The organism is Aliigemmobacter aestuarii (assembly GCF_004799285.1).
Lineage (GTDB): Bacteria > Pseudomonadota > Alphaproteobacteria > Rhodobacterales > Rhodobacteraceae > Aliigemmobacter > Aliigemmobacter aestuarii.
The window spans coordinates 275,286-294,383 of the sequence record NZ_SSND01000003.1; the positions used below are offsets into that span (position 1 = coordinate 275,286).

Sequence of the window (19,098 nt, forward strand, 5' to 3'; positions counted from 1 at the left end):
AAAAAGGTCCATGAAATTAAAGGCCGGGGCGGGAATTACAGGCTCAGGTTGTATTTCGCCGCTGCCAATTTCGGGATGGGGGTGCGCGTCTTCAGCGCGTCAGGATCATCCGGTCGCCCGCGATCTCGATCCGGAATCGGCCCAGATAATCCATCCCCAGAAGCGATCCATCCATCTGTCCGTCGGTGACATAGGCGCGCAGGCTCGGATCATGGAACGGGGGCAGGGCGACGTCGCTCAGGGTGACGGCGGCGGTGCGCACGGTGCCGTTCGCGGTTTCGGCAAGCCCCATGTAGGGCAGGGTTTCCGGGTCGATCCCCAGCCGCCGCGCATCCGCCTGCGACAGCACCACGTTCGTCGCCCCCGTGTCGACGAGGAAGGGGATCTCGGTCCCGTCGATCGTCAGCGTCAGGTGATAATGCCCGTCGGACCCGCGCGGCACCTCGATCGAGCCGTCCTGCCGAACCTGCTGCATCGGCATGACCGTCCGGCTGATGTCGGACCACAGGCCATAGCCCGCCAGGACACCAAGGAAGATCAGCCCCCAGGCCATGGCCGACCGCAGGGCAAAGCCGATCCGGCCCCGGTATTCCACCATGACCCAGCCCCCCACCGCGACCAGCAGGATCAGAAGATAGGCCAGGCGGCCGATGTCGAATTCGTCCATTGGGCGTCCTTGGGTTGGGCTTGGTTCGGGGAAAACCATCCCCCGCCATCCGGATATGGGGGCCGGGGGCGGTTCAGATCAAGCCGGTGCCGCGCACGCCGTCGATCACGAACTGCACCGACAGCGCGGCCAGCAGCATCCCCAGAAGCCGGGTGATGACCAGCGTCCCGGTGCGCCCCAAGGCGCGTTCCAGCGGCGGCGCGGCGAGGAAGAACAGGTAGGTGACCCCCAGCATCGCGAAGAGAAGCCCCAGAACCGCCGCCATGCCCTGCCAGTCGCCGCCCGATTCCCCCATCAGCAGGATCATCGTGGCGATGGCCCCCGGCCCGGCGATCAGCGGTGTCGCCAGCGGAAAGACCGACGGGTCGTGATGCGGGTCGGGCTGCTGGCCCTCGCGCCTTTGGGTGCGGCGTTCGAACAGCATGTCGAGGGCGGTCAGGAACAGAAGGATGCCGCCGGCGATGCGGAAGGCGGGCATGGAGATGCCGACGAAACCCAGGATGGATTCCCCCGCCAGACCGAAAAGCGTGAGGATGCCCCCCGCGATCAGCGTCGCCCGAAGCGCGAGCTTGCGCCGGTGGGCCGCGTCCATCCCTTGCGTCAGCGCGATGAACAACGGCACCAGCCCCGGCGGGTCGATCACCACGAAGAGCGTGGCGAAAGCGGTGATCAGAAAGGCGCTGTCCATCCCCCGAGGAATAGGGGGCCAGCCACGGCGCGGCAAGCGGAAACGGCAGGGACCGCCTTGGGGGGCATCGAGCCCCCACGCGGCGGCGGGGCCGCGGGAAGAGGGTCGGGCGGCGCGCGGGTCGGGAAGGGGGAATGGGTATTTGGATCAGGTTGAAGCCGGTGGCGGTTGCACTGCGCCAAGTGCCAGATCCCCGCCCCCTGGTTCTTTGGGTCTGGCCCTCCTTGAGCCGCCGGACGACAGGGGCGGTTTGGGGGCGGGTGGCGGAATCCGGTCAGCCGCCCGCTGCCTCCAGCCTTTCCTGCGCGTCCATCCACAGCGCCTCGGCCCGGTGTTCGGCTTCTTCGAGTTCGGCGAACTTGCGGTTCCAGCCTTCCAGCTCGCCGATGCGGGCGTCTTCGTAAAGCCCGGGATCGGCGAGTTTTTCCGACAGTTTCGTGCGCATCTCGGCCAGTCGGGCCAGGCGGTCCTCGCATTTGCGAACATCGGCGCGCAGGGCGAGAATCTCGTCCCGGCTGGCGCGGCGGGGCGTGTCGGCGCCCTTTGCGGCGGGTTTCAGCGAGGCCTTGCCCGCATCGTCGCCCGCCAGCAGTTCGTCGCGATAGGCCTCAAGGTCGCGCGTGTAGGGCGTGACCGCGCCGCCCTTCACCAGCCAGAGCCGGTCGGCCACAAGCCCCAGAAGATGCATGTCGTGGCTGACAAGGATCACCGCGCCGGCATATTCTGTCAGCGCCTCGACCAGCGCCTCGCGGCTTTCGATGTCGAGGTGGTTCGTCGGTTCGTCGAGGATCAGGAGGTGGGGCGCGTCGATCGTGGCCAGAAGCAGGCTGAGGCGCGCCTTCTGCCCGCCCGACAGCCGCGCGACGGCGGTATCGGCCTGATCGGCGGTCAGGCCGAAACCCGCAAGCCGCGCGCGCAGTTTCGACTGGTGTTCCTCGGGGCGCAGGCGCTGGACATGCTGGAGGGGCGTTTCGTCGATATGAAGCTCGTCGACCTGATGCTGCGCGAAATAGCCGATGCGCAGCTTCGAATGGCGGGTGATCCGCCCCGTGCCGTCCAGCTTGCCTGCCAGAAGCTTGGACAGGGTCGATTTGCCCTCGCCGTTGCGGCCCAGAAGCGCGATGCGGTCGTCCTGGTCGATCCTGAGGTTCAGGCCGCGCAGCACCGGCGGGCCGCCGTAACCGACGCTCACGCCTTCCAGGTTGATGATCGGGGGCGACAGTTCCTCGGGCGCGGGGAAGGTAAAGACCATCTTCCGCGCCTCTTCTGGCGCGGTGATCGGCGTCATCCTTTCCAGCATCTTGACGCGGGATTGCGCCTGCACGGCCTTCGAGGCCTTGGCCTTGAACCGGTCCACGAAGGATTGCAGATGCGCGCGCCGCGCCTCCTGCTTTTTCGCCTCGGCGGCCTGCACCGCGCGCCGTTCGGCCATCTGGCGGGCGAACTGGTCATATCCGCCTTGCCAGTAGGTCAGCTTGCGCGCGTCCAGATGCAGGATGCCCTGCACGGCGCGGTTCAGAAGGCCCCGGTCGTGGCTGATGATGATGACGGTATGCGGGTAGCGCGCCAGGTAGCTTTCCAGCCACAGCGCGCCTTCCAGGTCGAGATAGTTCGTGGGTTCGTCCAGAAGCAGGTAGTCGGGTTGCGCGAACAGCACGCCGGCCAGCGCGACCCGCATCTGCCAGCCGCCCGAGAAATCCGAACAGGGCCGCGCCTGCGCCGCACTGTCGAAGCCGAGGCCCTTGAGGATCGCACTGGCGCGGCCTTCGGCCGACCAGGCGTCGATGTCGGTCAGCCGGGCCTGGATTTCGGCGATCCGGTGCGGATCGGTGGCGGTGTCGGCCTCGGCCAGAAGGGCCGCGCGTTCGGTGTCGGCGGCCAGTACCGTATCCAGAAGCGATGTCGCGGAGGATGGAACCTCTTGCGCCACGCCGCCCACGCGGGCACGTGCGGGCAGGCTGATCTCGCCCCCTTCCAGCGCGAGTTCGCCCCGGATCAGGCGAAAGAGCGTGGTTTTGCCGGTGCCGTTGCGGCCCACAAGCCCAACCTTGTGGCCGGTGGGAATGGTGGCGGATGCCCCCTCGAACAGGGGGCGCCCTTCGACCGAATAGGTGATGTCGGATATGCGCAGCATGGGCGCGATGGGTGACGCAGAGGCCCGTGCTTGTCAATCCGCCCGGAATGGCCCGCCCGGAATGGCCCGCCCGGAATGGCCCGCCCGGAATGGCCTGCGGGTCAGTCGAGAAGGCCCGCCATAAGGTCCACGCTCCACGACCGGAAGCCCACCATCGGCTGGTCGCCCTCTTCGGAGAAGGCAAAGACGTTGATCTGTTCGGCATGGACGGACATCCGGCAGAAGGTGCGCTCCTGCGCCAGATCGGCCGGGCAAAGCGCCATGTCCACATGGGGCACCGATGCCTCGAACATCTCATAGGACAGGGGCAGGGGGGTGGGATCGGCGTAGGCCGGCGCAGCCAGCGAGGCGATCAGGGCAAGGGCAGCAGTGGGGCGGATCATCGGGGTCTCCATTGGTTGATGAGAAAGGCATACTAAAACAGTCAGAAAATGGATATGGTGCGGATTGTCGCGGGGAGGAGACGGCGGGGGCGGGGGCGGATGTTCACCGGCCTTCGGGTAATGTGCGGCCACGTTGCCGGGGCTTTTCATCCTGTCATGCCCATGTTAGCAGGCGCGCATATTCCGGGCCGCGGGTTTTCCCCCGCAGCCAGGCACCCACAGACCCGAACAGACAACCGAAAGGCCAAGACAATGGCGACCGAACGCACCCTGTCCATCATCAAGCCCGATGCCACCAAGCGCAACCTGACCGGCAAGATCGTTGCCAAGTTCGAAGAGGCCGGCCTGCGCGTCGTCGCCTCGAAGCGCATCCACCTGTCGCCCGCCCAGGCCGGCCAGTTCTATGCCGAGCACAAGGAACGCCCCTTCTATGGCGAACTCTGCGCGTTCATGGCGTCCGAACCGGTCGTCGTGCAGGTTCTGGAAGGTGAAAGCGCCATCGCGAAGAACCGCGAAGTGATGGGTGCGACCGACCCGGCGCAGGCCGCCGACGGCACCATCCGCAAGGAATTCGCACTGTCGAAGGGCGAAAACTCCGTCCACGGGTCCGACAGCCCGGAATCGGCCGCGCGCGAGATCGCGTTCTTCTTCTCGGGTCTTGAACTGGTTGGCTGAAAGCCTGCCTGATAGGCACGAAAGGGAAAGGCCGCCCCGTCGGGGCGGCCTTTTCCGTTTGCCTCCAGGGCAAGGTGGATACCTCTTCCCTATGATCGTCGCGGGATGACGCCGAGCGCGTCAAGCTCTGCGTCCAGCCGCGAGGCGGGGCCGGGCGCGGCCTCGGCCTTCAACGCGTCGAAACGGGCGCGCAGCGCCTTTTTCTCGTCCCCCTGGCAATCGTTCCAGGGGCGGCCCTGAAGGCCCATGACCAGAACGTAATAGCCGATGAAATGCGGCTGCGTTCCCGCGCGCATCAGGGCAAGGTAGGCCGCATCGGCCCCCATGGCCCGCACCTCTTCGGCCGAATGGATCCCGGCGCGCGCAAACGCGGCCTCGGTCGCGGGGCCGAGATTGCGGATCGAGGATATGGGCGTGGACATGGACACCGCACGAAACCTGGTCGGGGCAAAGACTAGCTGCCTTGCCCTGCCCGGATCAAGCGTGCCCGGTTACGGGAAAAGGTGTCAGATCGACGCCCAGTCCCGGATGATGGGCTGACCCTGCTGCTGCGAGGGGCCGGACGACTGGCCCTGCTGTTGCGAAGGGGTTTGCGCGCCACCCTGCTGCTGGGTGCCTTGCTGGGTCTGGTTGGCCTTGGCCATGTTACTGCTCCGCCTCTGGCGATACTGGTTTTGATCCTTGCACCCCGCCAACCTGATCGCACCGTGTGGCGCAGTCACGACCGAAGGACCGCAAAAATGTGGCGGCGATCTATGTCGCCGCCGCCAATTTTACAAGGCATTTCGCAGGCCTGTCACATCACGATTGAACACGTGTCATTTCACGATTGTTTCAGGCCCCATCATCAGGGTCGGTAGCCAGGTCGACAGCCAGGGCACATAGGTCACGATCACCAGGAACACGAGCAGCACCATCAGGAACGGAAGCGCCGCCCGCACCACCGCCATGATCGACATGTTGGCGATGCCCGAGGTCACGAACAGGTTCAGCCCCACCGGCGGCGTGATCATGCCGATCTCCATGTTGACGACCATGATGATGCCCAGGTGGATCGGGTCGATGCCCAGTTCCATCGCGATCGGAAAGACGATCGGCGCGACGATCACGATCAGCCCCGACGGTTCCATGAACTGGCCGCCGATCAGCAGGATCAGGTTGACCGTGATAAGGAACATGACCGGCCCGAAGCCCGCCGACAGCATCGCGTTGGCGATCTGCTGGGGAACCTGTTCCTCGGTCAGGACGTGCTTCAGGATCAGCGCGTTGGCGATGATGAACATCAGCGTGATCGTCAGCTTGCCCGCCTCGAACAGCGTTTGCTTGGTGTCGGGGTGGAAGAAGGCCGTGACCACCGCCACGGGCTTGCGCCAGAGCGGGATCGGCGCCGCGCCGTCCTTGCCCGCAAGCGGCCCCATGTCGCGATAGACGAAGACCGCGATCAGGAAGGCATAGACCGAGGCGACGGCGGCGGCCTCGGTGGGCGTGAAGATGGCCCCGGTGACGCCGGGGATGCCATAGATCCCCACCATGATGATGACGATCAGCATCAGGCCCCAGAAGGCACCCGCAAAGCTTTCGAGGATCTCGCCCCAGCCGGCCCAATCGCCCTTGGGCAGCTTGCGGACGATGGCGATCACCAGGATCGTGGCCATCAGCATCAGACCCGCCAGCAATCCCGGCAAGACGCCGGCAAGGAACATCCGCCCCACCGACACGTCGGTCGCGCTGGCATAGACCACCATCACGATCGAGGGCGGGATCAGGATGCCAAGCGTGCCCGCGTTGCAGATCACGCCGGCGGCGAAATCCTTGGTGTATCCCACCTGCCGCATCGCCGCGATGACGATGGAGCCGATCGCGACCACGGTCGCGGGCGACGACCCGGAAAGGGCCGCGAACATCATGCAGGCCAGCACCCCGGCGATGGCAAGGCCACCGGGCAGGTGCCCCACGCAGGCGATGGCGAACCGGATGATCCGCCGCGCCACGCCGCCCGTCGACATGAAGGTGGAGGCGAGGATGAAGAACGGGATCGCCAGCAGCGTGTAATGCCCTTCCATCGCCTGATAGAAGGTTTGCGCGATCGAGGCCAGCGAGGTGTCGGAGTAGATCAGCAGGAACAGGATCGACGACAGGCCAAGCGCGATGGCGATCGGCATCCCGATCAGCAGGAACGCCACGACCATCACGAAAAGGAAAACGACGTCCATGGCTTATTCCTCGTAATTCATGTGGCGGACATCGGCCACGGCGTCTTCGGCCTCGTGGCTGACGATCAGGCCAAGGCGCGTGCCGGTCCAGATGCCCACGGTGGCCTGGATCAGCCGGAACAGCAGAAGGCCCACCCCGAACGGCAGGATCGCGTAGGGAATGACGCGGGGCAGCTTGTCATAGGCCTCGCCTTGGTTGATCAGGGGCTCAAGCCAGCGGAACATATCCAGCATCGGAACCTGTTCGGTAACATAGAAGGCGCGGTCGCGCGTTGCCTGGAACCCGGTCGGGAACCAGCGCCCCGAGGTCTGTTCCAGTGCGGCGAAGGGCGCCCAGTAATCCCATGCGCCTTTCATCAGAAAGACCGCGTAAAGGATCGACAGCGCCGCCGCGACCAGCGCCAGAGCCCGCCGCGGAGCGGGCGGAAGGATGCCCGTGATCGCATCGACGCCCAGATGCGCGGTGACCTTCACCGCATAGGACACGCCGAAGATCACCAGCCAGGCAAAGAGGATCAGCGTGACCTCCAGCCCCCAGATCAGCGATGAGTTGAAGACGTAGCGCAAGACCACGTTCACGAAAGTGACGAGCGTCATCAGGCCCAGGAGCACCGCGATCGCGGTTTCCTCGAACGTGTGGACGATCTGCGCAAGCCGCGTCGGCGGCCGGTATTTCTGTCCGCTCATGAAGTTCCCCCCTCGGTGGCGGTGCCTCGGCACGGCCCCGGTTCGAAAAGGCGGCCCGAACCTTCCCCGGTCCGGGCCGCCGATCATGTCACCGCACGCAGCCGGTGCGGGATCAGTTGGCGGCGTTGAACGCCTGGGCCGCGTCGATGTTTTCCTGGCCGATGCCTTCGGCGAACTTCGCCCAGACCGGCTTCATCGCCTCCTGCCAGGCGGTCAGCTGTTCGGGGGTCAGTTCGCGGATCGTGCCGCCCGCGTCGAGGATCGCCTGCCGTGCCTCGGCCTCGACCTGCTCGACGGCCGCGTTCCGTTCGACGGTGACTTCCCTCAGGATGGTTTCAAGCTGCGTGCGCACATCGGCATCCAGCCCGTCCCAGAAGTCCACGCCCACCACCACAAGGTAATCCAGCACGCCGTGGTTGGTTTCGGTGATGCCGTCCTGGACCTCATAGTATTTCTGGCCGTAGCTGTTCGACCAGGTGTTCTCTTGCCCGTCGACGACACCGGTCTGAAGCGCGCCATAGACTTCGGCGAAGGCCATCGGCTGCGGGCTGGCGCCGAGCGCCTCCATCTGCGCCACCAGCACGTCCGAGGGCTGGACGCGGAACTTCAGGCCCTTGGCATCCTCGGGCATCAGGAGCGGCTTGTTGGCCGACATCTGCTTCAGCCCCGAGTGCCAGAATTCCAGCCCGCGCAGCCCGCGGCGTTCCATCGACGCCTTCATCGCCTGGCCGGTTTCCGAATTCTGGAACGCGTCGACCGCGCGCATGTTCTTGAACATGAAGGGCAGGTCGAAGATGTTGAACACCTTGGTGAAGGCCTCGAACTTCGACAGCGAGGGCGCGGCCATCTGCACATCGCCCTGCAGCATGGCCTCGAGCACCTGGTCATCATCGTAAAGCGTTGAGTTCGGGAAGACCTCGACACAGACCTTGCCGTTCATCTCGGCGTTGACGCGTTCGGCAAAGAGGCTGGCGGCGATGCCCTTCGGGTGCTTGTCGGCATTCGTCACATGGGCGAACTTGATGACGGTCTCGCCATCCTCACAGGCGGCGAAGGCGGCGCCGGTGGTGACGGTCAGGGCCAGCGCGGTGGCCGCGGCGGTCAGGAATTTCATTGGACTCCTCCCAGAGTAACCTGATGACATGCACGCCCGGTTTGCAGGCGGCTGATGGCAGGTTGCGCCACTTTTCAGGGCAGGCAACAGAAAGGTGAACGCTGCGGAAAGAACGGTGCAAGTCGAAGATTTTTCGACGAAAAATTTTCGCCCCCCGCCCCGGCGGCAGGGTTTTTCGGCGGGCATGTGTGGAATTCCGCACAGGGCGATTCCGCCGGTTGTGCGGAAAACCGCACAGTCAGCCCCGGTGGTCCTCGGGGCGAATCCCGTGGCGAGCCAGCTTGTCGTAGAAGGTCTTGCGCGGCAGTTTCAGCGCCAGCGCGGCCGCCGTCGCGTTTCCACCCGCCCGCCCGAGCGCCGTGACCAGAAGCGAGCGTTCGACCTGCGCCATCTGTTCGACCAGCCCGAGGCTGCCGGTCTCGTCGCCGTCGGGCAGCCCCATCGCGTGGCGCATCGCGGCGTTCATCAGCGACCGGGCATTGCCGGGCCAGTCCTGTGCCATCAGGCGCGCCACCAGTTCGGGCGACACCTCGGGTACCGGCAGCGCAGCTTGTTCGCAGGCCTGTTCAAGATAGCGGCGGAACAGTTCGGGGATGTCCTCGGGGCGTTCCCGAAGGGGCGGGATGCGGATGCGCATGGCGTCGAGCCGGTAGAACAGATCGGGATGGAAGCGCCCGGACTGCGCCTCGGCCTCCAGGTCGCGGTGGGTTCCGGCCAGGACGCGCGCCGCGCTTTGTGCCTCGAGCGTGTCGAGCAGGGCGAATTGCGCGGCGGGGGTCAGGTTCGCCACCTCGTCGATGAAGACAGATCCGCCCTCGGCCCGGGCGATGGTGCGGGCGATGGCCTCGGGCGAGGCGGCGGCGCCCGCAAGGCGCAGGAAGGGGCGCGAGGCCGCGGCCGAGATCAGGTGGATCACCTCGGCCACCTTCGGGATCCCGGTTCCGGGTTCGCCGGTGATCAGCACCTCGGCCCCGGCGCGGGCGACCGACCGGATGCGCGCGCGCAGCGTTTCGGCGGCGGCAGAGCGCCCGAAGATCATCCGCGCGGCAGCATCGCCCGCCTCGATCTGGCGCTTCAGCGCGCGGTTTTCCAGCACGAGCCGGCGGGTTCTTAGCGCCTTGTCCACGACGGTGGTCAGGTCGTCGGGATCGCAGGGCTTTTCCAGAAAGTCGAAGGCCCCGGCAGCCATCGCGCGCACGGCCATGGGGATGTCGCCCTCGCCGGTCAGAAGGATCACGGGCAGGTCGGGGTCGGTTTCCTGCGCGAGGGCGAGAAGGGCAAAACCGTCCTTGCCGGGCATCCGGATGTCGGTGATCACGACGCCGGGGAATTCTGTGCCGATGTGATCCTTCGCCTCGACATAGCTGCCCGCCAGCGTGGGCTGGAAACCCGAAAGTTCGAGCGTCTGGCCAAGGGCAAGGCGCACGTCGCGGTCATCGTCGACCAGCAGGACGCGGCGACAGACGGCGGGGCCAGAGGTGGGGCCGGGCATAAGGGTCGTCATGCGGCCTTCTCCGCCCTTGCCGCGCGCAGCTCGACCCGGAAGATCGCTCCGCCCTCGGGACGGTTTCCGCCCGACAGGCGGCCATCAAAGCTTTCCACGATCCGGAAGCTGATCGACAGGCCAAGGCCCATCCCTTCGGCCTGGCCCACCTCCTTGGTGGAATAGAACGGATCGAACACGCGGTCGGGTTCCTTCAGTCCCGGCCCGGTGTCGGCCACCGTGAGCGTGGTCCGGTCGCCCGACTCGGCCAGGCGCAGGATCAGCCGCCGGGGGGGCTCCTGTCCTTCCATTGCATCGAGCGCGTTCGATACCAGGTTCAGCACCACCTGTTGCAGCCGGACCTCGCCGCCATGCACGAAGGCAGGCCCACCGGGTGGCTGCCAGTCAAGCGTGACGCCCGCACGTTCGATCCGGGGTTCGGTCATTTCAAGGACCGCTTGCACCACGCCCACCAGATCGACGACCGAAAGCGGTTCGGATTCGGCCCGCGCGAAGGCCCGCAGGTTGCGGATGATCCGCCCCATCCTGTGCGCGAGGTCCGAGATCCGGCCAAGGTTTTCTGCCGCGGTTCCCGGCTTGTCCTGTTCCAGATATCGCTGTGCGTTCTCGGCATAGGACCGGATCGCCATCAGCGGCTGGTTGAGTTCGTGGCTGATCCCCGCCGACATCTGGCCAAGCGCCGAAAGCTTGCCCGCCTGGATCAGTTCCGACTGGGCGCGGCGCAGGGCGGCCTCGGCCTCTTCGCGTTCGGCCACCTCGGCCCGAAGCCGGTCCACGGCGGAAGACAGGTCGCGCGTCCGCGCCGCCACGCGGTCTTCAAGCTGGGTGCGCACGGCGGCCTCGAGTTTCAGCCGTTCGGCCAGCGCGCGGCGGCGGTGCAGAAGATAGGCCACGGCAAAAGCCGCCGCCGACAGCATCGCCCCCGTCGCCAGCGCCTGCAGGGCTGCGACGCGCAGGGCGGGGCCTGCATCCACGATGATCTCGGCGGTCAGGCCCGCCGTCGGCACGTCGCGCTCCAGATGCAGCCCCTTGCGCGGAAGGTAAGGGCCGCCGTCGATCGTCCACAGGTCGTGGCCCTGCGTCAGGCGGGCGCTGTAGGGCACAAAGGGATGCAGAAGGCCCGCCGGATAGACCGCGCGGGCCGATGCGGCAGGCGATGCCATCGGGCCTTCGGGCAGGCGCGTCGCAAAGACCAGTTCCGACCGGTTCGCGACAAGTACGATCCCGGCGGCATCGGTAAAGAACACGGTTTCCGGCGCCGCGCGCCAGTTCGATTCCACCCGGTCCACCGAAAAGCGCACCGTGACGGCCCCTCTGGCCGGACCTTCGGGCAGGAACATCGGCGCGGCGAAGACAAAGGCGCGCTGGCCCGTGTCCGGGTCAACCTCGTGCCGAAAGCCAAGCGCACCTTCCATCGCGCGGCGGAAATGGGCGGACCCCGCCGCGTTCAGCCCGATCGCCGCGGGCCTGCTGCTGGACAGTACCGTGCCGCTTTCATCGAGCAGAGCGATTTCCAGCGATCCGGTCCGGTCGGCCGCACCCTGAAGCACAGCCTGTGCCCCATCCGGCGCACCGAAACCGTAAAGCCGCGCCCTGAGCGTGGGGTGTTCTGTCAGAAGGACGGCCAGCTCGCGATAGCGCGCAAGCTGGGCGCCAAGCCGGTCGGAGGCCAGCGTAAGATCCGATTGCGCGCGGTCGCGCAGGCGTCCGAGCGCCTCGTCGCGCGCGACCCACCAGACCGCGCCGGTCAGCGCCAGGATGGCGCCGAGCGTCAGCGCAAGGGCAAGCGGACGGGACAGGCCGGGAAACGCCATCGGCGCCCTGCGGCGGCTCAGCCCGCGACCGAGGCGGGAAAGCCGATCGCGTCCAGCGCGGCGATCAGCTGGCTGGCCGGGGCGGGCCCGGTGACGGAAACCTTGCGCGCCTCGGCGTCGAAGCTGATCTGTTCGACCCCCGGCAAGGGTTTCAGGGCCGTCTCGATCGAGGCGCGGCAATGCCCGCAGCTCATGTCGGGTACGGATAGCGTGGTCATGGCGAACACTCCTTCTGGATCTTCCCCCCATTTCCCGCGAAATCCACCGGCGGGTCAATGGGCGGCGACCTTGAGGGCGGTCTGGCGTCACGTTGATGCGATCCGGTCAGGGCGGGGCTTGACCTTTGGCGCGCGGTCCTGTGGAACAGAGGGGGAAGGACATGTCGATGACTGCCAGCGCCCCCCCCGCCGCCGCCCTGAAATCCGCGCCGACCGGCCCCACGCAATCCGCGCGGCTGCATCTGGACGGGATGACCTGCGCCTCTTGCGTGGCGCGGGCCGAACGGGTGCTGGCGCGATTGCCCGGCGTGGCCGAGGCGCGGGTGAACCTGGCCAGCGAAACGGCCGAGGTGCGGTTCGATGCGCCGGCGAGCCTTGGGCAGATGGCCGAAGCGCTGGACGCGGCGGGCTATCCCGCAAGGAAGGCAGTGATCGACCTGTCGGTCGAGGGGATGACCTGTGCCGCCTGCACGGGCCGGGTCGAACGTGTCCTGAAGGCGCAGCCTGGCGTGATCGGCGCGGTGGCGAACCTTGCCACCCGGCGCGCGCAGGTCGAGGTTTTCGAGGGCGGCGCGGATGCCGCGGCGCTGGCAGGCGCCGTGACACGCGCGGGCTTTGCCGCAGCACCGCTTTCCGAGGCCGCGCCCGAGGCTGCGCGGGATGCCGAATACCGCCGTCTGGTGCGCGATACCTGGATCGCGGGCATCCTGACGCTGCCGGTCTTCATCACCGAGATGGGCGGTCATCTGGTGCCGGCCTTTCATCACTGGCTTTATGGTCTGGTAGGGCAGGGACCGATCTGGACGATGCAGTTCATCCTTGCCACGGCGGTCATGTTCGGCCCCGGGCTGCGGTTCTTCCGCAAGGGGCTGCCTGCCCTGATGCGCGGCGCGCCGGACATGAATTCGCTGGTCGCCGTCGGCACGCTGGCGGCCTGGAGCTATTCGGTCGTCGCGCTGTTTCTTCCGCGCCTGCTGCCCGAGGGCGCGCAGGCCGTCTATTTCGAGGCCGCCGCGGTCATCGTCGCACTGATCCTTCTGGGCCGGACGCTCGAGGCGCGGGCGCGCGGGCAGGCGGGGGCGGCGATTGCGCGGCTGGTCGGGTTGCAACCGCGCACCGCTCTGGTCGAGGGCGAGGCCGGCGCCGTCGAAACCCCGATCGAGGCGATCCGGGTGGGCGATCTGCTGCGGGTGCGACCGGGCGAACGCATCCCGCTGGATGGCGAGGTCGAGGCCGGGCAATCGGCGGTGGACGAATCCATGCTGACGGGCGAGGCGCTGCCGGTGGGAAAGGCCCCCGGCGATGCGGTGACGGGCGGGACGATCAACACCACCGGCGGCCTGCGCGTGCGGGTCACGAAGATCGGCAAGGATACGGTGCTGGCGCAGATCATTGCGATGGTCGAACAGGCGCAGGCCACGAAACTGCCGGTTCAGGCGATGGTCGACCGGGTCACGCTGTGGTTCGTGCCGGTCGTCATGGCGCTGGCGGTGCTGACGGTCGCGGTCTGGCTTCTTCTGGGTCCCGGTCTGGGGCCTGCGCTGGTTGCGGGCGTTTCGGTCCTGATCATCGCCTGCCCCTGCGCGATGGGGCTTGCAACGCCGGTGTCGATCATCGTGGGGACGGGTCGCGCGGCGGAACTGGGTGTCCTCTTCCGCCGGGGCGAGGCGTTGCAGCGGCTGTCGTCGATCCGCACGATGGCCTTTGACAAGACCGGAACGCTGACCGAAGGCCGCCCCGTCGTGGTCGAGATGCACCCCACGTCGGCCCATGCGTTGCGCCTTGTCGCGGCGGTCGAGGCCGGGTCGGAACACCCCCTGGCGCAGGCGATCCTGACGGCCGCGGCAGAACGCGGCATCGACCTGCCCGAGGCCGAGGGGTTCACCGCGGTTCCCGGTCACGGGGCCGAGGCCACGGTCGAGGGCCAACGCGTGGCCGTGGGGGCGGCGCGGATGTTCGCGCCGGGGGGCACCGGCGAATTCGATGCGCTGGCCGACCGGATGGCCGAACGCGGGGCGACGCCGGTTTTTTATGCCGTCGATGGCCGGGTGATGGGGGTGATCGGCATTGCCGACCGGCTGAAACCCACCGCTGCTGCCGCGGTCGCGGCACTGCGCGGGATGGGCCTTTCCCCCGCAATGATCACCGGCGACGCGGCGCGCGTGGCCGCCCATATCGGTGCCGAGGCCGGGATCGATGCGATCCGGGCCGAGGTGCTGCCCGCGGGCAAGGTCGATGCGGTGCGCGCGATGGGGCAGGGCGGCGATGGCGCGGGGGTGGCCTTCGTGGGCGACGGGATCAACGATGCCCCGGCGCTGGCCGCCGCCGAGGTGGGCGTGGCGATGGGAACCGGCACGGATGTGGCGCTGGAAACCGCCGAAGTCGTCCTGATGCGGGGCGATCCGATGGCCGCCGTGACCGCCGTCCGCGTCTCGCGCGCGATCATGCGAAACATCCGGCAGAACCTGTTCTGGGCCTTCGGCTATAACGCGGCGCTGATCCCGGTGGCGGCGGGGGTACTGGTGCCCTTCGGCGGGCCGCAACTTTCGCCCATGCTGGCGGCCGGGGCGATGGCGCTGTCGTCGGTCTTCGTGCTGACGAACGCGCTGAGGCTCCGGTTCATCCGCCCCGCCGGGGCCTGAGGCGGCCCTCTGGCCTTTCCCGGCAGGCCGTGGCAGGGTTCCCGCAAAAGCCGATGACAACGACAGGGACGTGACGATGGCCGATCCGATGCCGGTATTCGACGGGCACAATGACATTCTGCTGCGCCTTCTCCTGGCGCCCGACAACCGTCGGCGCATCTGGATCGAGGGCGAAGGGCAGGGGCACCTTGACCTGCCGCGCATGAGGGCGGGGGGCTTTGCCGGTGGGATGTTCGCGATCTATGTGCCCAGTCCCGCCGAAAGCGACCCGCCCGATTACGACGCGATGATGGACAGCCCGCCCTATGAAATCGCGCTGCCCGCCCCGGTGCCGCTGTCCACCGCGCAGCCTGTCGCGTTGACGATGGCGTCGCATCTGATGTGGATGGAACGATCCAGCGAAGGCGCCTTCCGGCTGTGCCGCAGCGTGGCCGAGATCGAGGCCGCGCGTGCCGCCGGGGCCATCGCGGGCGTGATGCACATGGAGGGGGCCGAGGCGATCGACGACCGGCTTGACGCGCTTCATGCCTTCCATGCGATGGGGTTGCGCAGCCTTGGCCCGGTCTGGTCGCGGCCGACGATCTTCGGCAATGGCGTGCCGTTCCGGTTTCCGGGCGATCCCGACACCGGGCCGGGCCTGACCGACGCGGGCAGGCGGCTGATCCGGGAATGCAACGCGTTGAAGATCATGGTCGATCTCAGCCACATGAACGAAGCCGGGTTCGACGACATCGCCGGGATTTCCGATGCGCCGCTGGTCGCAACCCATTCCAACGCCCATGCGGTGACGGCCTCGACCCGCAACCTGACCGACCGCCAGCTGGCGATGATCCGCGAAACGAAGGGCATGGTCGGGCTGAACTTCGCCACGGTCTTCCTGCGCGAGGACGGCAAGCGCAGCCCGAACATGGGCTGGGAACCGGTCCTGCGGCACATGGATCACCTGATCGCGAAACTGGGCGAAGATCACGTGGGCTTCGGGTCGGATTTCGACGGGGCCGCCGTGCCCGAAGGGATCACCGACGCGGCGGGTCTGCCCCGCCTGATCGACGCGCTGCGGGCGCATGGCTATGACGAGCCGCTCTTGCAGAAGCTGGCCTGGGGCAACTGGATGTCCGTGCTGCGCCGCACCTGGGGCGCGTGAGGGGCCGCTGGTGGCGCATAAGGCGGGCTGGCCCTGCAGGGCCGCCGTTCATGCGACCTTCAAAAGCCCTTCAAGTTCGCCGTTGCCCTGCACCATGTCGCGCAGGGTCATCCGGTCGAGCGTGGCATAGAAGGCGTCCAGCGCCTCTGACAGCGCGCATTTCAGGCGGCAGCAGCTGACCAGCGGGCAGCGGTTTTCGGTGCTGTCCATGCATTCGGTGAAGGGCAGGTTGGATTCGAACACCCGGAAGACCTCGCCCACGCGGATGTCGTCCATCGCCCGGCCAAGCTTCAGCCCACCCGCGCGGCCGCGCACCGTCTTGAGGAAGCCGCGCTGCGCCAAGTGGTGGATCACCTGTGCCAGATGGTTCTCGGATGCGTTGCAGGCCTCGGCCACCTCATGCTTGCGCACGACGCGACCGGGGTTGACGGCGCAGAACATCAGCGTGCGCATCGCCAGGTTGGTTCGGGTGGTCAATCGCATCTCGGGCTCTCCGTTTGATGCGAGTATTGTGCCGAAAAGGAACATCTGGCGAATTGACATAAGTCATTAAACCGGGGTCTGCGGCAAAAAGATGCGGTCGCGCCGCAGGATTTGCCCCACCAAGCGCCATCGTGCCCAATCGGCGCGCATTCGGGGCGAACGCCATCCAAAGCGCTTTGAATTTTCCAACCACCTGTTATGTGTGGCATTGAGTGGACGTGCAGAACGTGCGTGTTTGCGGTAACAATTTTTCCCGTTGCCTGACCGTAACGGCCAACCCGCGCCCCGCGGGCGGGCGGTCAGGCAGGGCGGGGTGCAACGGACCGGAAAAAGATCGTGACGGAATTCTCTCGTGAGGGCCTCAAGGCCGACATCCTGCGCCACCTGACCTATACCCTGGGCAAGGATCCGGAACACGCCAGCCGGTATGACTGGCGCGTGGCCCTGTCCTATGCGATCCGCGACCGGATCGTGGAACCGTGGTTCGCCTCGACCCGACGCACCTGGGCCGAGGGACGCAAGCGCGTCTATTACCTGTCGATGGAATTCCTGATCGGCCGGCTGCTTGAGGATGCGACCGTGAACCTTGGCCTGCGCGAGGCGGCGGTCGAGGTCATGGCCGGCTTCGGCCAGGATTTCCGAACCATCGTCGAGGATGAACCCGACGCGGCGCTTGGCAATGGCGGGCTGGGGCGGCTCGCCGCCTGCTTCATGGAGTCGATGGCAACCGTCGGCTGCCCCGCCTATGGCTATGGCATCCGCTATGAACACGGCCTGTTCCGCCAGCGGTTCGAGGGGGGCCGCCAGGTCGAAACGCCCGAGGACTGGCTGCGCCAGACCCACCCCTGGGAATTCGCCCGTCCCGAAAGCGCCTATACCATCGGTTTCAAGGGCCATGTCGAAACGCAAGGCGGGCGCGAGGTCTGGGTGCCGGGGGAAACCGTGCGCGCCTCGGCCCATGACACGCCGGTGGTGGGCTGGAAGGGGCGGTGGGCCAACACGCTCAGGCTGTGGGCGGCCGAACCGACGACGCTCTTCGATCTGGAGAGGTTCAACCGGGGCGACTACGCCGCCGCCGCCGAACCCGAGGCGCTGGCCCGCACGCTGAGCCGGGTGCTTTATCCCGACGATACCACCTATCAGGGCAAGGAACTGCGCCTGAAGCAGGAATTCTTCCTGACCTCTGCCGCGCTGCAGGACATACTGCGCCGGTTCAAGGCGGCGGGCCACGCGCTGACCGACCTGCCGCGCCATGTCGCGATCCAGATGAACGACACGCATCCGGCGCTGGCCGGGCCCGAGCTTGTGCGGATTCTGGTCGATGACGAGGGGATGATGTTCGATACGGCGCTGGACGTGGCCCGCGCCTGCCTGGGCTATACCAACCACACGTTGCTGCCCGAGGCGCTGGAAAGATGGGCCACCTTCACCTTTGGCAATGTCCTGCCGCGCCACATGCAGATCGTCGAACGGATCGACAGCTGGCACCGCCGCATCTATGGGCCTCCGCATTATGTGGGCATCGTCAAGCATCACGAGGTGCGGATGGGGGAACTGGCCTTCGTCATGGCGCACAAGGTCAACGGCGTCTCGGCGCTGCATTCCGATCTGGTGAAACGGAACCTCTTTCCGGAACTGAACGCGCTGCATCCGGGCCGCATCATCAACCAGACGAATGGCGTCACCCCGCGCCGCTGGCTGAAGATGTGCAACCCCGCGCTGTCGGGCCTGATCGGCCAGACCATCGGTGAGGGATGGGAGGATGACCTGGATCGCCTGCGCGGGCTTGAGGCGCATGTGGATGACGCAGGCTTCCGCGCGGCCTTCGGGGCGGCGAAACGCGCCAACAAGGCCGCCCTGTCGGACTGGATCGGCCGGAACGAGGGCGTTGCGGTCGATCCCGACGCGATGTTCGACGTGCAGGTCAAGCGCATCCACGAATACAAGCGCCAGCTGCTGAACATCCTGGAATGCATCGCCCATTGGCAGGCGATCCGCGCCAACCCGAATGGAAACTGGGTGCCGCGCGTGCGCATCTTTGGCGGCAAGGCGGCACCGGGTTATGCCGTGGCAAAGGAAATCATCAGGCTGATCAATGACGTGTCAGTGGTCGTTAACAGTGATCCTGAAGTTCGTGGGTTGCTGAAAATCGTCTATCCGCCGAATTACAACGTCTCGATGGCCGAACGGCTGATCCCGGCGGCGGATCTGTCGGAACAGATCTCGACCGCGGGGAAAGAGGCCTCGGGCACCGGCAACATGAAGTTCATGATGAACGGCGCGCCAACGATCGGCACGCTTGATGGCGCCAATGTCGAGATCCTCGAACAGGTCGGGGCCGAGAACTTCTTCCTGTTCGGCCTGACGGCGGAAGAGGTGATGAAGCGGCGCGAGAACCCCGACCATGCCCGCGACGCGATCCTTGCCTGCCAGCCGTTGCAGGACGTGCTGCAGATGATCGCCGAAGGCCGGTTCAGCCCGGACGAACCCGACCGCTATCACGGGCTTGTGCATCGCGTCTGGCATCACGACTATTTCCTGGTGGCGTCGGACTTCGCAGCCTATCACGCGGCGCAGGGGCAGGCGGCGGCGGCCTATGCCGACCGCGACCGCTGGCTGAGGATGGCGGCGATGAACACGGCGCGATCCGGGTTTTTCTCGTCCGACCGCACGATCCGTGGTTACATGGCCGATATCTGGTCGGTTGACCCCGCGCTTTAGGGAGGATGTCG

The 19,098-nt window shown here is 66.8% G+C and carries 17 protein-coding genes; 4 read left to right on the forward strand and 13 right to left on the reverse strand.

What is annotated here, in order from left to right:
- Positions 1-91 precede the first annotated feature (91 nt).
- From E7811_RS12555 to E7811_RS12570, 4 genes are all read right to left on the reverse strand, one after another.
- Positions 92-667, reverse strand: a complete 576-nt coding sequence (locus tag E7811_RS12555) for a retropepsin-like aspartic protease family protein (RefSeq protein WP_136394998.1) — start codon at positions 665-667, stop codon at positions 92-94.
- Between the two features lie 73 nt (positions 668-740).
- The gene (locus E7811_RS12560) at positions 741-1,355 is read right to left on the reverse strand and encodes a MarC family protein (RefSeq protein ID WP_136394999.1); all 615 of its coding nucleotides are present in this window, start codon (positions 1,353-1,355) and stop codon (positions 741-743) included.
- A gap of 274 nt (positions 1,356-1,629) precedes the next feature.
- Positions 1,630-3,489 carry an ABC-F family ATP-binding cassette domain-containing protein gene (locus E7811_RS12565; protein ID WP_136395000.1) on the reverse strand — a complete coding sequence of 620 codons (1,860 nt, stop codon included), beginning with the start codon at positions 3,487-3,489 and terminating at the stop codon, positions 1,630-1,632.
- Positions 3,490-3,590: 101 nt separating this feature from the next.
- A complete protein-coding gene (locus tag E7811_RS12570) occupies positions 3,591-3,872 on the reverse strand; it encodes a hypothetical protein (RefSeq protein ID WP_136395001.1) in 282 nt (93 codons plus the stop codon).
- A 252-nt stretch (positions 3,873-4,124) separates the two neighbouring features.
- On the opposite strand from E7811_RS12570, the gene ndk reads away from it, so the two are divergent.
- Complete coding sequence (gene ndk, locus E7811_RS12575; protein WP_136395002.1) at positions 4,125-4,547, forward strand: nucleoside-diphosphate kinase; 423 nt, start codon at positions 4,125-4,127, stop codon at positions 4,545-4,547.
- Between the two features lie 89 nt (positions 4,548-4,636).
- Here the strand turns inward: ndk and E7811_RS12580 are convergent, their stop codons facing one another.
- From E7811_RS12580 to E7811_RS12610, 8 genes are all read right to left on the reverse strand, one after another.
- On the reverse strand, positions 4,637-4,969 hold the full coding sequence (locus E7811_RS12580) for a TfoX/Sxy family protein (protein ID WP_136395003.1): 333 nt from the start codon (positions 4,967-4,969) through the stop codon (positions 4,637-4,639).
- A gap of 84 nt (positions 4,970-5,053) precedes the next feature.
- A complete protein-coding gene (locus E7811_RS17920) occupies positions 5,054-5,191 on the reverse strand; it encodes a hypothetical protein (RefSeq protein ID WP_168733016.1) in 138 nt (45 codons plus the stop codon).
- Between the two features lie 174 nt (positions 5,192-5,365).
- Positions 5,366-6,760, reverse strand: coding sequence for a TRAP transporter large permease (locus E7811_RS12585; protein WP_136395004.1), 1,395 nt, complete (start codon positions 6,758-6,760; stop codon positions 5,366-5,368).
- A 3-nt stretch (positions 6,761-6,763) separates the two neighbouring features.
- Complete coding sequence (locus E7811_RS12590) at positions 6,764-7,447, reverse strand: TRAP transporter small permease (protein WP_136395005.1); 684 nt, start codon at positions 7,445-7,447, stop codon at positions 6,764-6,766.
- A 112-nt stretch (positions 7,448-7,559) separates the two neighbouring features.
- The gene (locus E7811_RS12595; protein WP_136395006.1) at positions 7,560-8,561 is read right to left on the reverse strand and encodes a TRAP transporter substrate-binding protein; all 1,002 of its coding nucleotides are present in this window, start codon (positions 8,559-8,561) and stop codon (positions 7,560-7,562) included.
- Positions 8,562-8,799: 238 nt separating this feature from the next.
- On the reverse strand, positions 8,800-10,065 hold the full coding sequence (locus tag E7811_RS12600; RefSeq protein WP_136395007.1) for a sigma-54-dependent transcriptional regulator: 1,266 nt from the start codon (positions 10,063-10,065) through the stop codon (positions 8,800-8,802).
- Positions 10,062-11,879 carry a sensor histidine kinase gene (locus E7811_RS12605; RefSeq protein WP_136395008.1) on the reverse strand — a complete coding sequence of 606 codons (1,818 nt, stop codon included), beginning with the start codon at positions 11,877-11,879 and terminating at the stop codon, positions 10,062-10,064. The genes E7811_RS12600 and E7811_RS12605 overlap by 4 nt, the downstream gene beginning before the upstream one ends.
- Positions 11,880-11,896: 17 nt before the next feature.
- Complete coding sequence (locus E7811_RS12610) at positions 11,897-12,097, reverse strand: heavy-metal-associated domain-containing protein (RefSeq protein WP_136395009.1); 201 nt, start codon at positions 12,095-12,097, stop codon at positions 11,897-11,899.
- A 167-nt stretch (positions 12,098-12,264) separates the two neighbouring features.
- Between E7811_RS12610 and E7811_RS12615 the strand changes: the two genes are divergently transcribed.
- Together E7811_RS12615 and E7811_RS12620 are read left to right on the forward strand one after the other, a co-directional pair.
- Complete coding sequence (locus E7811_RS12615) at positions 12,265-14,739, forward strand: heavy metal translocating P-type ATPase (RefSeq protein ID WP_246020445.1); 2,475 nt, start codon at positions 12,265-12,267, stop codon at positions 14,737-14,739.
- Positions 14,740-14,815: 76 nt separating this feature from the next.
- Complete coding sequence (locus E7811_RS12620) at positions 14,816-15,883, forward strand: dipeptidase (protein ID WP_136395011.1); 1,068 nt, start codon at positions 14,816-14,818, stop codon at positions 15,881-15,883.
- A gap of 48 nt (positions 15,884-15,931) precedes the next feature.
- Here E7811_RS12620 and E7811_RS12625 read toward each other — a convergent pair whose 3' ends face one another.
- Complete coding sequence (locus E7811_RS12625) at positions 15,932-16,366, reverse strand: RrF2 family transcriptional regulator (RefSeq protein ID WP_136395012.1); 435 nt, start codon at positions 16,364-16,366, stop codon at positions 15,932-15,934.
- A 336-nt stretch (positions 16,367-16,702) separates the two neighbouring features.
- Here E7811_RS12625 and E7811_RS12630 point away from each other — a divergent pair, with 336 nt between their 5' ends.
- Complete coding sequence (locus E7811_RS12630) at positions 16,703-19,087, forward strand: glycogen/starch/alpha-glucan phosphorylase (protein WP_211092111.1); 2,385 nt, start codon at positions 16,703-16,705, stop codon at positions 19,085-19,087.
- Positions 19,088-19,098: the final 11 nt, after the last annotated feature.